The organism is Jeotgalicoccus meleagridis (assembly GCF_903994045.1).
In the GTDB taxonomy this organism is placed as follows: domain Bacteria; phylum Bacillota; class Bacilli; order Staphylococcales; family Salinicoccaceae; genus Jeotgalicoccus; species Jeotgalicoccus meleagridis.
On sequence record NZ_CAJEWD010000008.1, the window covers coordinates 567,132 to 581,142 of the forward strand.

Consider the following 14,011-nt stretch of genomic DNA (forward strand, 5'->3'; position numbering starts at 1 on the left):
AATAGGTGTTCAGCTCACATCATATACTCTTCAAAAATACATTAATCTACTGTTTTCTAAAAAGAGTAAGCATGCACAGTACTACACTTATAAGTTGTGAGTTTCATCATGGAGTGACTTGAGATCTTTATCGTTTTCAAAATATGCTAGTAATTCCTGATGAATTAATGGGTTACCAGCAATCACACTTGTCGTGCCAAAGAGTGGTAAATCTTGGCCAAACACATTACTTGTCTTATACCCAAGTTCATTAGTTAAAATCACGCCACCTGCATAATCCCATGGATGTAATCTAAAAAAGAGAAGTGCAGATATTTGTCCTCTTGCAAGCATAGTGAACTCTAGAGCTGCTGAGCCGTATGAGCGTACACTGCGTGATTTTGACATGATTGAAAAGAAAGGTGTTCTAATTCTTTCATTTAGGAACCGTTTAGGATTCATGGCAATCAAGGAACGACTGAGTGGAACTTCTTTAGCCTTTTCTAGAGGAACATTGTTTAGAAAAGCACCTTCTTTATATTTAGCGTGATATAAATCAGCTTTCATACAATCGTAAATTAACCCACAATAGGGTTGACCATCAATGAAGATACCGATGGAAATTGCAAAGTTTTCACTTTGATGGACGAAATTCAAGGTGCCATCAATTGGATCAATTATCCAAAGTACGCCCTTGTTATCATGAACATCATGCCCCTGGCCTTCTTCGCCTATTATGCGATGTGTCGGATATTGCTCACTTATTCTCTGTGATAAAAACTGTTCCGTTTCTCGGTCTACATCCGTCACAAGGTCATCAGGATTTGACTTACTGTCAACATGAAAACTTTCTAGCATACGTTTTTCTATAAACTGCCCTGCTTCAACAATTAAATCTTTAGCGAAGTTATATATATCCATGAATTACACCTCGTTCATTTGATTCAATACCATCTTTATTTTATCATAAGAGAGACCTTTTGAAAGGAGCTAGACTATTTAATGAAATATGCATTTACACAAACAGATTTCGATGTGTTTACTATCGATGGACTAGAAAATCGTATGGCAGAGTTAATTAAAGAAACACGTCCGAAACTTGAAGCGCTTGGTGAGCACTTCTCAGATTATCTAACAGAGTTAACTTCAGATGATACATTCGCTCATGTGGCAAAACATGCCAGAAGAACAACCAATCCACCCGATGATACTTGGGTCGCTTTTTCTACCAATCCTAGAGGTTACAAAATGATGCCCCATTTCCAAATTGGTCTGTATAAGGATCACGCTTTTTGTATGTACGGTATCATTTACGAATCTAAAGATAAGAAAAAACTTGCTGAAAACTGGCTAAGTCAACTCGATAAGTTTGATAAACTTCCAAGGAGCTATCAAGTGTCACTTGACCATATGAAACCGGAAAAAACACCGTTAAGTCAGCTATCTGAATCGGATTTAGAAAAAGGTTTAATCCGCTTAAGAGATGTTAAAAAAGGTGAGTTTTTAGTCGGCAAAGTTTACAAGGTAAATGATAAGGCTCTGCAATCAGACGAAACTTTTATTAAGGACTTAGAAAAAGTGTTTGATAATTTACTGCCCTTTTATCATCAAAATTAGTGATCACATCAAAATACCCATCAATCTAAATTTAGATTGATGGGTATTTTTTAAATGATTGAAATTCGTTCATTTCGCGCTACTTGTTGCTTGTTTAAAAGCGCTAAGGCTTGTATATCTGCGATGGAACTTAAATCTAAGTTTCCACCACTGACAATGACACCTATATTTTCTGAGTTAATTTTGTCATTATATGCTAACAATGCTGCGAGTGCAGTTGCTCCTGCACCTTCGACTAATGATTTAGTTCTCTCTAAAAGGTATATCATGCTAGAAGCAATCTGACTTTCTGATACACAATATATCTCATCAACAAAGTCTCTTACCACTTGTTGAGTTAACTGCCCCGGGCTTTTAACTGCTATACCTTCAGCAATAGTCGCACAACTATCTAAATAAACGTGATCATCTCTTGAGTAGTAGGATTTAAACATCGACGGTGCCATGGCAGCTTGAACACCGATGACTTTAATAGTCGGTTTAATCGTTTTTGCAGCAACTGCAATACCACTGATTAAGCCACCCCCACCAATTGGAACAAGGATTGTATCGAGCTTTGGAATTTCTTCTAATAACTCTAAGCCAATGGTGCCTTGACCCGCCATAATATCAAAATCATCAAAAGGATGGATATAGGTTGCTCCACTTAATTTTCTATATTCTAGTGAGGCAGTGTAAGCTTCTTGGAAAGATTGTCCAATAATCTTAACTTCTGCACCATAACCTTTGGTTGCAGATATTTTAGCTGAGGGCGTACCGTCTGGCATAAATATCATTGCTTTGACACCGAGCTTATAAGCCGCAAGCGCAACCCCTTGAGCATGATTACCTGCAGATGCTGTAACCACACCTTTAGCCAACTCTTCATCACTTAATTTAGATAATTTATAAGATGCTCCCCGGTACTTAAAAGCACCTGTCTTCTGTTGGTTTTCTAGTTTCATATAAACATTTTTACCTGTCATTTTGTTAATCGTTGCTGAAGTAATTACAGGTGTTTTATGCACATTTCCTCGCAAGTATTCCATAGCATCTCTGACTAAATCACCAGTTAACGAATTCCCAAGGAATCACGCTCCTCAAATTTACTTATTTTGTCTTCATTCAGTAAAGTTAATGAAATATCATCCCAACCGTTTATTAATTTTTCTTTATGATAGTTAGGGATTTCAAAATCAAGTACCTCACCTTCAGAACTTTTAATCGTTTGTTTCTCAAGGTCAACAGTTAGCTCAAACTTTCCATCTTTTGCTTTCTCTTGCCATTCTTTAACTTTTTCTTCTGGAAGTTTAATAAGGATCATGCCGTTTTTAAAGGCATTTGAATAAAAAATATCTGCAAAACTTGGTGCAATAATGACCTTATAGCCATAATCCTGTAGTGCCCAAGGTGCATGTTCTCTTGATGATCCACAACCGAAGTTATCTCCAGCTATGAGAATTGATGCATCTTCAAATTTTTTATCATCCATATCGAAGTTATCACGACTTGAACCATCTTCATTAAATCGCCAATTATAAAATACAAACTCTCCAAAACCTGTACGTTCAATGCGTTTTAGAAACTGCTTAGGAATTATTTGATCCGTATCGACATTGGAACGATTCAAGGGATAAACTTTTCCAGCATGTTGTGAAATTGCCTCCATCATACATCCTCCTAAGCCATTACTTTACTTTGATATTGTCTTACATCTACGAAACGTCCATTAATTGCAGCTGCTGCAGCCATTTCAGGGCTAACAAGATGTGTTCTTGCACCATTACCTTGGCGACCTTCAAAGTTTCGGTTTGAAGAAGAAGCACAACGTCCGCCTGCTGGTACTTGGTCATCATTCATTCCAAGACAAGCACTACAGCCTGCATTTCTCCACTCAAAACCTGCCTCTATGAAAACTTGATCTAAGCCTAATTCTTCAGCTTCCTGTTTAACTAGGAAAGATCCAGGCACGACAATCGCTTTAACACCTTCTTTTACTTTGTTTCCTCTAATAATGTCTGCTGCTCTTTGTAAATCAAGCACACGAGAATTGGTACATGAGCCGATAAAGACATGATCAATTTCAATATCTGTCATTGGTGTATTTTCTTTTAAGCCCATGTATTCTAGAGCACGTTTAGTACCATCTTTATCGCTTGCAGATTCAATAGAAGGTGTTGTAGCAGAAATCGGTACAACCATGGATGGGTTCGTTCCCCATGATACTTGAGGTTCTATTTCACTTGCATCAATTTCTAAAGTCGTGTCATATGTGGCACCTTCATCCGTAGCCAATGCTAGCCATTCTTGACTTAACGCCTCAAATTCATCCTCATCCCGTGGTACATAGCGACGTCCTCTTAGGAATTCCACTGTCGTTTGGTCCGGTGAAATTAGTCCTGCCCTAGCACCACCTTCAATTGACATATTACAAACTGTCATACGACCTTCCATCGTTAAGTCACGAATGGCTTGACCTGTATACTCAACAACATGTCCTGTACCAAAATCGACCCCAAATTTAGCGATAATCGCTAGAATTAAATCCTTAGCAGTAACACCTACACCAAGTTCACCTACAACTTTTACATTCATAGTTTTAGGTTTTGACTGATTCAAGGTTTGTGTTGCAAATACATGCTCTACTTCACTTGTTCCAATCCCGAATGCAAGTGCACCGAAAGCACCATGTGTAGACGTATGAGAATCCCCACAAACAATTGTTTTACCGGGCTGTGTTAAGCCAAGCTGTGGTCCAATAACATGGACAATCCCTTGATCTGGATGATACATATCTGCTAATTTAATGCCAAACTCTTCACAGTTTTTCTTTAAGGCATCCATTTGCTTTTGTGCAATTTCATCCTGAGGATTTTCACGATCTTTAGTTGGTACGTTATGGTCCATCGTTGCAAAAGTTAAGTCAGGGCGGCGCACCTTACGATTATTCAGCCTAAGTCCTTCAAAAGCTTGAGGTGAAGTCACTTCATGGATGAGATGTTGATCGATGTATAATAAATCTGGCTTACCTTCTTCTTCGTGGACAATATGACGTTCCCAGATCTTTTCAATTATAGTTTTCTTCTTAACCATGTTAACCTTCTCCGTTTCTTTTATAAGTAGCTGATAATCTTATCAGTCATTTCCATAGTTGATAGCACTTGCCCATCATCACTCATTAAATCCGCTGTGACATAACCATCGTTTAGAACCTTGTTTACGGCTTCTTCAATTTTAGCCGCTTCACTTTCTAAATTAAATGAATACTTCAGCATCATTCCGACAGACAAGATCATACCAATAGGATTGGCTTTACCAAGACCAGCAATATCTGGTGCTGAACCGTGAATCGGTTCATATAAACCGAAATTATCTTGATTTAAACTTGCTGACGGTAATACACCTAAAGAACCAGTAATTACCGACGCTTCATCACTTAAAATATCACCAAATAAGTTTTCAGTCACAATGACATCAAAGCTCTTTGGATTGGTAATGAGTTTCATAGCCGCAGCATCTACTAAAACATGTGAGACAGTGACTTCAGGATACTCCTTACCAATCTCGTCTACTATTTCACGCCACATACGGCTAGATTCTAGAACATTCGCTTTATCTACCGAAGTTAGGTGTTTATCTCTAAGCATTGCGGTATCAAAGCCAATCTTTACTATTCTTTCTATTTCATCTCGAGTATAAGTTAAACTATCAATCACACTCTTGCCGTTATCTCGTCTCTCACTTGGTTGACCGAAATATAGTCCGCCTGTCAGTTCTCTCACAATCATCAAATCACTACCTTGAACAATTTCTTTTTTCAAAGGTGATGATGATTCTAAGGCATCAAAAATTGTAACTGGTCTTAAATTGGCAAATAGATTAAAGTGCTTTCTAATCTTGAGTAGACCTTGCTCTGGTCTAACTGACTGATTTGCCCATTTTGGTCCACCGACTGCTCCAAGTAAAATTGCATCACTATTTTCACAAGCTTTAATGGTTTCTTCAGGTAGTGGATTGCCGGTTTTATCGATAGCAATTCCACCGATGTCCTGTTCTTCACTTGTAAACTCATAATCATATCTTTCATTGATCACATCTAATACTTTTTTTGCAGCTGCTACAATTTCTGGTCCAATTCCGTCACCTGGGAGTAATGTAATATGTTTTTTCATGTTTGAATCCTCCTCAGATACTTGCCCCAGTAGTTTGAGTCACCTTATCTTCACTCATTAAGTAACGGTTAATGGCGTTGAAATAAGCATTGGCAGAAGCTTCCAGAACATCTTGAGATGTCCCACGGCCAGGATAGCGTTTATCATTAATTTTAATTTGTACTCTTGATTCAGCAAGTGCATCCTTACCGCCACCAACTGATGAAGTTTGGTAGTCAAGTAGATTAGTTTGTTCACTAATAACACCTTGAATTGCCTGATAAAGTACTTCAACACTACCTTTACCGATGACTTCATTAGACGTTTTCTCACCGTTCGGATGACTCACTTCGATATAAGCTCTCGTTTGTCCATCTTGTTCGTAATTTATTCTAAAGTTTTCTAAAGTGTAGCGGTCAATGTTTGATGCATCTGTCTTAATTTCCATAAGGATGGCGTAGATATCATCATCTGTAACTTCTTTTTTATGGTCCGTTAATTCTTTAAAGTTATTGAAAGCCGTAGACAATTCATCTGTGGTCAATTCAATGCCAAACGATTTCACTTTATCCTTAAAGGCATGACGACCAGAATGTTTACCTAAGAACAGGGTATTACTTTCTTCACTTGAAACTCCGACTAAGGCGGGTGAAATAATTTCATATGTCTCTGAGTTTTTAAGCATACCATCCTGATGTATACCAGCCTCGTGTGCATAGGCGTTACGACCAATCACCGCTTTATTTGCCTGGACTGCCATACCTGTTAATTTACTAACGACATCACTTGTGCGCTTAATTTCATTTAAGACAAGATTAGTCTGATAACCATATACATCATTTCTAATGTGTAAAAGGACTGCTAACTCTTCTAATGACGCATTACCTGCACGCTCTCCAATACCATTAATTGAAACTTCTATTTGCTCTGCACCATTTTCTATTCCTGCAATTGAATTACTAACCGCCAGTCCTAAATCGTTATGACAATGGGTTGAAAGAATAGCTTGATCAATATTTGGAACGTTTTCTTTAACATATTTAAACATTTGTCCGTATTCTTCAGGCGTAGAATAGCCGACAGTATCTGGTAAGTTGATGATTGTTGCCCCAGCATCAATTACACTCTCGATAATTTCAGCAAGGAAATCAAGTTCAGTACGTGACGCATCTTCTGCAGACCATTCTACTTCATTAAACATAGTCTTAGCATAAGACACCATATCTACTGATGTTTTGACAACTGTTTCCTTATCCATCTTCAATTTATATTCTCTGTGAATTGGACTTGTTGCCAGGAATATATGAATTCTTGGATTAGCAGTATTTTTTAAAGCTTCGTAAGCACGATCAATGTCGTTTTTCTTAGTTCTAGCAAGTGCTGTCACAGTAGAATTTTTTATCGTGTCTGCAATGAGTTTTACTGCTTGAAAATCTCCTTCTGAAGAGGCAGGAAAACCTGCTTCTATGACATCGACACCTAGTCGTTCTAACTGCTTAGCGATCTCCAATTTTTCTTCTTTATTTAAGTTTACCCCTGGAGATTGTTCACCGTCTCTTAGGGTCGTATCAAATATTTTAATCTCAGTCATAACCGATCTTCCTCTCTTCAGTATTTATATAATTATCTAATTGGATTTTGAACAAACGGCATTAGTTCTCTTAGTTCTTGTCCGACTGCCGTAATCGGGTGCTTATACTCGCTGTTATTAATTGCATTGTATTGTGGACGTCCAGCTTTATTTTCTAAAATCCAACCTTTAGCAAACTCACCGTTTTGGATTTCTTTTAGAACTTCACTCATGCGCGCTTTAGTTTCATCATTTATAACACGTGGTCCACTAACAAAATCTCCCCACTGTGCTGTGTCTGAGATTGAGTAACGCATGTTCTCTAGGCCACCTTCATACATTAAATCAACGATCAATTTAAGTTCATGTAGACACTCAAAGTATGCAACTTCCGGTTGGTATCCAGCATCTGTTAAAGTCTCAAAACCAGCCTTAACAAGTGATGTCAGTCCACCACAAAGGACTGCTTGTTCACCGAAAAGATCTGTCTCAGTTTCTTCTTGGAAACTCGTTTCTAAGACCCCAGCTCTGGCAGCTCCAATGCCTCTTGCATAAGCTTTGGCAACATCTGTCGCAGCACCAGTCACATCTTGGAAAACACCGTATAAAGCAGGCACTCCAGCTTCTTCTTGGTAAGTTCTTCTAACTAAGTGTCCAGGTCCTTTTGGAGCTACTAAGAAAACATCTACGTTTTCAGGCGGGACAATTTGATTAAAGTGAACGTTAAAACCGTGTGCGAAAGCTAAGGCAGAGTTTGCTTTTAAGTTATCTCTGATTTCATTTTCATAGACGGCTGGTTGTCCTTCATCTGGAAGTAATACCATAGTTACATCAGCCTCTTTAACCGCTTCAGCAACTGATCTTACATCAAAGCCATCTTCTTTTGCTCTATCGAAAGATTTACCTTGTCTTAAACCAACGATTACATTTTGACCACTATCTCTTAAGTTTTGTGCGTGTGCATGTCCTTGTGAACCATATCCAATTATTGCAACTGTTTTACCTTGTAAACTTTCTGTATTGATATCTTTGTCATAATAAACTTTAGCCATTTTAAATTTCTCCCTTTTTATATGTTTATATATTAAACACTAAGTGTTTTTATATCTTGAACATTCTTTTGTTGACCACGTCTGAAGGCTGTTACCCCTGTACGTGATAAGTCTTTGATGCCATATGGTTCTAGTAGTTCAATCAGTGCATTTACTTTATCAGTCTTACCTGTAACTTCTATGATGAGTGAATTTCTTGCAACATCTAAGACTCTCGCTCTAAAGGGTTCAATAATACTCTGAATTTCTCCCCTATTTGTATTACTTGCACCAACCTTGATCAATGCAAGCTCACGAGCGACAATTTTAGAGTCTGTTATATCATTAACTTTTAAGACATCAATTTGTTTGTGAAGCTGTTTAGTAAGTTGTTCTGCACTTTTGTCATCGGTCATTTCAACAACAATAGTCATTTTAGAAATACCTTCTTGATCTGTACTACCAACTGTTATGCTCTCAATGTTAAAGCCTCTTTTTGATAACATACCAGTCACTCTATTTAAGACACCGCTTGAATTTTGTACTGTCAATGTAATTATTCTTTGCATTTTTTCACCCCTATCATTTCATGGTTACCTTTACCTGCAGGTACCATCGGGCTAACTAAATCTAATTTTTCAACCCTTGCATCGATTAGAATCGGTTCATCGGAAGTTAAGGCACTCTCTAATTCTTCGCTCACTTCGCCTTCATTAGTAAATCTATATGATTTAATCCCAAAGCTTTCGCCTAATTTTACGAAGTCTGGATTAGTTTGCATCAAGGATTCAGAATAACGTTCATCGTAGAACTCTTCTTGCCACTGTCTTACCATACCTAGCGCTTCATTATTTAAAATGACTACTTTTACTGGTAAGTTATATTGTTTTAAGGTTGCTAGCTCTTGCATGGTCATTTGAAAACCACCGTCTCCAACAATGGCGACAACTGTCTTCTCTGGAAATGCAAGCTGTGCACCAATGGCTGCCGGTAACCCAAAGCCCATAGTGCCAAGTCCACCTGAGGTAACAAAATGATTAGGGTCTTTAAATTTATAAAACTGTGCACTCCACATTTGATGTTGACCTACATCAGTAGTTACAATTGCTTGTCCTTTTGTAGCTAGATAAATGTCTTCAATAAATTTCTGAGGTGATAAAAGTGCTTTGCTATTGTCATACCATAGCGGGTATTCTTTTTTATTCGCTTGAACTAATGCATGCCAGCTATCAGCAAAACTTGTTTTAGCACTACTTTCATTCATTAATGTCAATGCTTCTTTAGCATCTGCAACAACTGGTATTTGTGTTTCAACGTTTTTACCTATCTCTGCTGGATCAATATCAATGTGTGCAATTTTTGCATGTGGGGCAAAATCAGAAATCTTACCAGTAAGTCTATCGTCAAACCTTGCACCGATATTGATTAGCAAATCTGCTTCATGGATTGCCATGTTTGCTGTGTAGGTCCCATGCATACCAGCCATTCCTAAAAAGTTTTTATGATTTGCATCAAATGCACCAAGTCCAAGTAGTGTTGATACTACTGGTAGATCATATTTTTCAACAAATTTCTTTAGCTCACCAGTCGCTTTGGCAAATTGAACACCTGCACCTGTTAATACTACTGGTCTTTCAGCTAGTTCAAGTGCATCCATCAAACGATTAATTTGAAGTGGGTTTGGCGTCGTGGTTGGTTGATATCCCTTAAGATAAAAATCATCTGGATAGTCCATTTCAACCTTAGCTTCAGAAATATTTTTTGGAATGTCGACTACTACCGGTCCTGGTCTACCAGTAGAAGCAATATGGAATGCTTCTTTTACAATTCGTTTTAAATCTTTTACATCTGTCACTTGATAGTTATGTTTAGTAATTGGTGTAGTTAAACCAATAACGTCAGCTTCTTGAAAGGCATCGGTTCCGATTACTTTTGTTGCAACTTGTCCAGTAAAGATGACTACAGGTAAAGAGTCCATCATGGCATCTGTGATTCCTGTAATTAAGTTTGTTGCTCCTGGTCCACTTGTTGCAATAACGACCCCAGTTTTACCACTTACTCTCGCATAACCTTCAGCTGCGTGAATTAATCCTTGTTCATGTCTACAAAGAATATGTTTGAAGGAGAGTTCATTTCGATATAAGGCATCGTAAATTGGTAAAACAGCACCACCTGGATATCCGAACAGAGTATCAATCTCTTGTTCAGCTAGCGCATCGACAAGTAAGTCTGCTCCTGTCTTGATATTCGTAACTACTTCTTCGGCACGTTCAACTTCAACTTTCATATTTTTTCCTCCTCATAGCATGAACTAAATATAAAAAGCTCTTTTCTCCTAAGACCATCAATAATTTGATAATCATGGGGAGAAAAGAGCTTTTCACGGTACCACCCAAGTTCGCATGTACATTTTGTACACACCTCAGCAACTAGCCAATGACTAGTTAAAATAAGTAACGAGTTTTAACCCGTCCCAGGCTACTTCATTCGACTGGGCACTCAGGGATGAGAATGAAAGTTTCGTCACTTCGGATTTTCACCAACCATCCGATCTCTGTGCAGTGACTGTAAACATCATGGTTCCCTTCAACGCTTTGTTTTACTATTTGAATTGTTCGACTATTTAAATTTCTTAATGAATGTATAATAACCCGTTAAAATTATAAAAGCAACCGCAAAAGTCGATTTATTTTAAATTGTCTAACATTTCTGAAAATGTAATCGTTTACAACATTGATAGGTCAATATTCAGTATTTTTAAAATAATTTGTTACTATTTACACAAAAAGAAATCTCAGAACCTTAGTAGGTTCTGAGATAGATAAATTATTTTCTTTCAGGAATGTCATCACGGTTAAAGAAGTCAGTGATTGCACCTTTAGCGGACGATGATACCATATGCGCGTATTTACCAAGCACACCTTTTGAATACAGTGGTGGTAAGGTAAGTGACGCTCTACGTGTTTCTAGTTTTTCATCACTGATATCAAATGATAATTCTTTTTTATCCTGATCAATTGTGACGATATCACCAGTCTTGATTAAAGCAACATTTCCTCCATCTTGTGCTTCTGGTGCAATGTGACCCACAACGAGTCCATGAGTTCCACCACTAAAGCGTCCATCTGTTAAGAGCGCAACATCTTCTCCAAGTCCTTTACCAACGATTAAGCTTGATAAAGAAAGCATCTCTGGCATACCTGGTCCACCTTTAGGTCCTACATAACGAACGATGACAACGTCACCTTTGACAATGTCGTTTGCCATAACCGCTTCAATGGCTTCTTGTTCTGTATCAAAGACTTTTGCAGGTCCAACATGACGACGAACTTTAACGCCAGATACTTTAGCAACAGCACCTTCAGTTGCAAGATTACCTTTTAGAACAATTAAAGGACCATCTTTACGCTTAGGATTCTCAAGTGGCATGATGACATCTTGTCCTGGTGTTAAATCATTCACTTCGCTCAAGTTTTCTGCAACTGTTTTACCTGTGACAGTCATGCAATCACCATGGATATAACCACGGTCATATAAATATTTCATGACGCCGTGTACCCCACCAACATTAAAGAGGTCTTGGAAAACATATTTACCTGATGGTTTTAAATCTGCAAGGTGTGGTACTTTTTCTTGGAAAGTATTAAAGTCATCAATTGTAAGATCTACTTCTGCTGCATGGGCAATTGCGAGTAAGTGAAGAATGGCGTTAGTAGACCCACCAAGCGCAAGTACAACTGTAATCGCATTTTCAAATGCTTCACGAGTTAAGATATCTCTAGGATAAATACCTTTTTCAAGTAAGTTCATTACTGCTTTACCAGCTTCATAGACATCTTGTTCTTTTTCCTTTGTAACAGCTGGGTTTGATGCTGAACCTGGTAAACTTAGGCCGATTGCTTCTAAAGCCGCAGCCATAGTATTCGCTGTATACATACCTCCACAAGCACCTGGCCCAGGGCAAGCAGCACACTCAACTTTTTTAAGTTCTTGATCACTGATATCCCCGTTATTCCATTTACCTACTCCTTCAAAGACACTCACTAGATCAATGTCTTTTCCTTCATGACGGCCTGGTGCAATCGTTCCACCATAGACGAAGACAGCTGGAATATTTGTATTTGCAATGGCAATCGCACAACCTGGTAGGTTTTTATCACAGCCACCGATAGCGACGAAAGAGTCAAAGTTCTGCCCTTGTACCATTGTTTCAATTGAATCTGCAATAATATCACGTGATGGGAGTGAAAAACGCATACCTGGAGTTCCCATAGCAATACCATCCGCTACAGTAATGGTATTAAATTGAACTGGTACACCACCCTTTTCACTCACTCCCTCTTTAGCAAATTGGGCAAGATCATTTAAGTGAATGTTACAAGGCGTTGTTTCCGCCCAGTTACTTACCACACCTACTTGTGGTTTTTGAAAACTTTCATCATCAAAACCAACTGCTCTTAACATTGCTCTGTTCGGAGCTTTGACATTACTTTCTGTATAAACGTGTGAACGAATTCTCAAATCTTTTTTATCTGACATAATGATTCATCCTATTCTAATAAATTTTTAGTTTGCACTTTCTGTTTGTACTTCTGCATGACTTTCAGACTTATCATCTTTTAATTTTTTCAACCAGTTAGCGACTAAAGAACCAGAGATGTTATGCCATACGCTGAATAAGGCACCCGGTACTGCTGCCATGGGAGAAAAATGTGTCGTTGCTAAAGTGGCTGCTAAACCTGAGTTTTGCATACCCACTTCAATCGATAAAGTTTTCGTATCAACGAGATCAAATCTTAAAGCTTTACCTAATAAGAAGCCGACTAGATAGCCTAATAAATTGTGTAGAATAACGACTCCAAAGATTAATAGTCCTGAACTAATGATATTTTGAACGTTATTCGCAACAACTGAAGTTAAGACTCCAATAATACCAACAACAGATACTAAAGGCAGTACACCAACCGCTTTATCAACCTTAGTACCCAGTAGGTACTGAACTAAAATACCTAGACCAATTGGAATGAGTACAATTTGAATAATTGAAAAGAACATTGATGAAAATGATACCGGTAACCAAGCACTTGCTAGTAAAAGAGTTAGTGCTGGAGTTACTACTGGGGCTAGAATTGTTGAAAAAGCAGTGGCTGTTACAGACAAAGCCATATTTCCTTTTGCCAGATAAGTCATGACGTTACTGGAAGTTCCTCCAGGTGAACATCCAACTAATATTACTCCAATCGCAATCTCAGTCGGTAGTTGGAAAACAAATACTAAGATTACAGCAAGTAAAGGCATTATTGTATATTGGGCAACGACGAGTGTAATCACTTCCTTCGGTGCTGTGACCACTCTCTTAAAGTCGTTGAATTTTAAAGTCAAACCCATACCAAACATTATAATTCCAAGAAGGAGGTTGATATAAGGAGAAATCCATGCAAATCCTTGAGGTGCGATGAAGGATAAAATTGCAAAAAGAATGACCCAAATCGCAAATGTATTACCTATGAATGTTGAAAATTTAATTAAAGCCTTCAAATAATGACCTCCATATTTATGTATTTTTGTTATAACAGGTATCATATCAGAAATACTCAATTTTTAGAACATCAATTTTAGAGTATTTCCTTAATTCTGATAATTATTGCAATATTAATATTTGTACAAAGTCAGCTACCATCAAA

Annotated in this window: 12 protein-coding genes; 1 reads left to right on the top strand and 11 read right to left on the bottom strand. The window is 37.9% G+C overall.

The window, feature by feature from the left end; all coding sequences use genetic code 11:
- Positions 1–87 precede the first annotated feature (87 nt).
- Positions 88–900 (bottom strand): inositol monophosphatase family protein, encoded by an 813-nt coding sequence (locus JEOSCH030_RS08450; RefSeq protein WP_185126172.1) that lies wholly within the window; start codon positions 898–900, stop codon positions 88–90.
- Positions 901–981: 81 nt separating this feature from the next.
- On the opposite strand from JEOSCH030_RS08450, the gene JEOSCH030_RS08455 reads away from it, so the two are divergent.
- Positions 982–1,596, top strand: a complete 615-nt coding sequence (locus JEOSCH030_RS08455; RefSeq protein ID WP_185126173.1) for a YktB family protein — start codon at positions 982–984, stop codon at positions 1,594–1,596.
- A gap of 50 nt (positions 1,597–1,646) precedes the next feature.
- Here the strand turns inward: JEOSCH030_RS08455 and ilvA are convergent, their stop codons facing one another.
- The 10 genes from ilvA to JEOSCH030_RS08505 all read right to left on the bottom strand — a co-directional run bounded on the left by ilvA (position 1,647) and on the right by JEOSCH030_RS08505 (position 13,865).
- Positions 1,647–2,624, bottom strand: a complete 978-nt coding sequence (gene ilvA, locus JEOSCH030_RS08460; RefSeq protein WP_185126175.1) for a threonine ammonia-lyase — start codon at positions 2,622–2,624, stop codon at positions 1,647–1,649.
- Positions 2,625–2,647: 23 nt separating this feature from the next.
- Positions 2,648–3,244, bottom strand: coding sequence for a 3-isopropylmalate dehydratase small subunit (gene leuD / locus JEOSCH030_RS08465; protein ID WP_185126176.1), 597 nt, complete (start codon positions 3,242–3,244; stop codon positions 2,648–2,650).
- A gap of 11 nt (positions 3,245–3,255) precedes the next feature.
- Positions 3,256–4,668 (bottom strand): 3-isopropylmalate dehydratase large subunit, encoded by a 1,413-nt coding sequence (gene leuC / locus JEOSCH030_RS08470; protein WP_185126178.1) that lies wholly within the window; start codon positions 4,666–4,668, stop codon positions 3,256–3,258.
- A 20-nt stretch (positions 4,669–4,688) separates the two neighbouring features.
- The gene (gene leuB / locus JEOSCH030_RS08475; RefSeq protein WP_185126180.1) at positions 4,689–5,747 is read right to left on the bottom strand and encodes a 3-isopropylmalate dehydrogenase; all 1,059 of its coding nucleotides are present in this window, start codon (positions 5,745–5,747) and stop codon (positions 4,689–4,691) included.
- A gap of 13 nt (positions 5,748–5,760) precedes the next feature.
- Positions 5,761–7,317: a 2-isopropylmalate synthase gene (locus JEOSCH030_RS08480; protein ID WP_185126181.1), complete on the bottom strand. Its 1,557-nt coding sequence runs from the start codon at positions 7,315–7,317 to the stop codon at positions 5,761–5,763.
- 32 nt (positions 7,318–7,349) lie between these two features.
- On the bottom strand, positions 7,350–8,348 hold the full coding sequence (gene ilvC / locus JEOSCH030_RS08485) for a ketol-acid reductoisomerase (protein ID WP_185126183.1): 999 nt from the start codon (positions 8,346–8,348) through the stop codon (positions 7,350–7,352).
- A gap of 32 nt (positions 8,349–8,380) precedes the next feature.
- The gene (gene ilvN / locus JEOSCH030_RS08490) at positions 8,381–8,896 is read right to left on the bottom strand and encodes an acetolactate synthase small subunit (protein ID WP_185126184.1); all 516 of its coding nucleotides are present in this window, start codon (positions 8,894–8,896) and stop codon (positions 8,381–8,383) included.
- Complete coding sequence (gene ilvB, locus JEOSCH030_RS08495; RefSeq protein WP_185126185.1) at positions 8,884–10,614, bottom strand: biosynthetic-type acetolactate synthase large subunit; 1,731 nt, start codon at positions 10,612–10,614, stop codon at positions 8,884–8,886. Before ilvB ends, ilvN begins: the two co-directional genes overlap by 13 nt.
- A gap of 539 nt (positions 10,615–11,153) precedes the next feature.
- Positions 11,154–12,866, bottom strand: coding sequence for a dihydroxy-acid dehydratase (ilvD, locus tag JEOSCH030_RS08500; RefSeq protein WP_185126187.1), 1,713 nt, complete (start codon positions 12,864–12,866; stop codon positions 11,154–11,156).
- Positions 12,867–12,893: 27 nt separating this feature from the next.
- Positions 12,894–13,865 carry a bile acid:sodium symporter family protein gene (locus JEOSCH030_RS08505; protein ID WP_185126189.1) on the bottom strand — a complete coding sequence of 324 codons (972 nt, stop codon included), beginning with the start codon at positions 13,863–13,865 and terminating at the stop codon, positions 12,894–12,896.
- Positions 13,866–14,011 lie beyond the last annotated feature (146 nt).

Excerpts from the sequence above, each read along its gene's own strand:
- ilvN (WP_185126184.1), bottom strand. The coding sequence starts at position 8,896 with ATGCAAAGAATAATTACATTGACAGTACAAAATTCAAGCGGTGTCTTA.
- leuC (WP_185126178.1), bottom strand. The coding sequence starts at position 4,668 with ATGGTTAAGAAGAAAACTATAATTGAAAAGATCTGGGAACGTCATATT.
- ilvA (WP_185126175.1), bottom strand. The coding sequence starts at position 2,624 with ATGGAATACTTGCGAGGAAATGTGCATAAAACACCTGTAATTACTTCA.
- ilvB (WP_185126185.1), bottom strand. The coding sequence starts at position 10,614 with ATGAAAGTTGAAGTTGAACGTGCCGAAGAAGTAGTTACGAATATCAAG.
- ilvD (WP_185126187.1), bottom strand. The coding sequence starts at position 12,866 with ATGTCAGATAAAAAAGATTTGAGAATTCGTTCACACGTTTATACAGAA.
- JEOSCH030_RS08450 (WP_185126172.1), bottom strand. The coding sequence starts at position 900 with ATGGATATATATAACTTCGCTAAAGATTTAATTGTTGAAGCAGGGCAG.
- ilvC (WP_185126183.1), bottom strand. The coding sequence starts at position 8,348 with ATGGCTAAAGTTTATTATGACAAAGATATCAATACAGAAAGTTTACAA.
- leuD (WP_185126176.1), bottom strand. The coding sequence starts at position 3,244 with ATGGAGGCAATTTCACAACATGCTGGAAAAGTTTATCCCTTGAATCGT.
- JEOSCH030_RS08455 (WP_185126173.1), top strand. The coding sequence starts at position 982 with ATGAAATATGCATTTACACAAACAGATTTCGATGTGTTTACTATCGAT.
- leuB (WP_185126180.1), bottom strand. The coding sequence starts at position 5,747 with ATGAAAAAACATATTACATTACTCCCAGGTGACGGAATTGGACCAGAA.
- JEOSCH030_RS08480 (WP_185126181.1), bottom strand. The coding sequence starts at position 7,317 with ATGACTGAGATTAAAATATTTGATACGACCCTAAGAGACGGTGAACAA.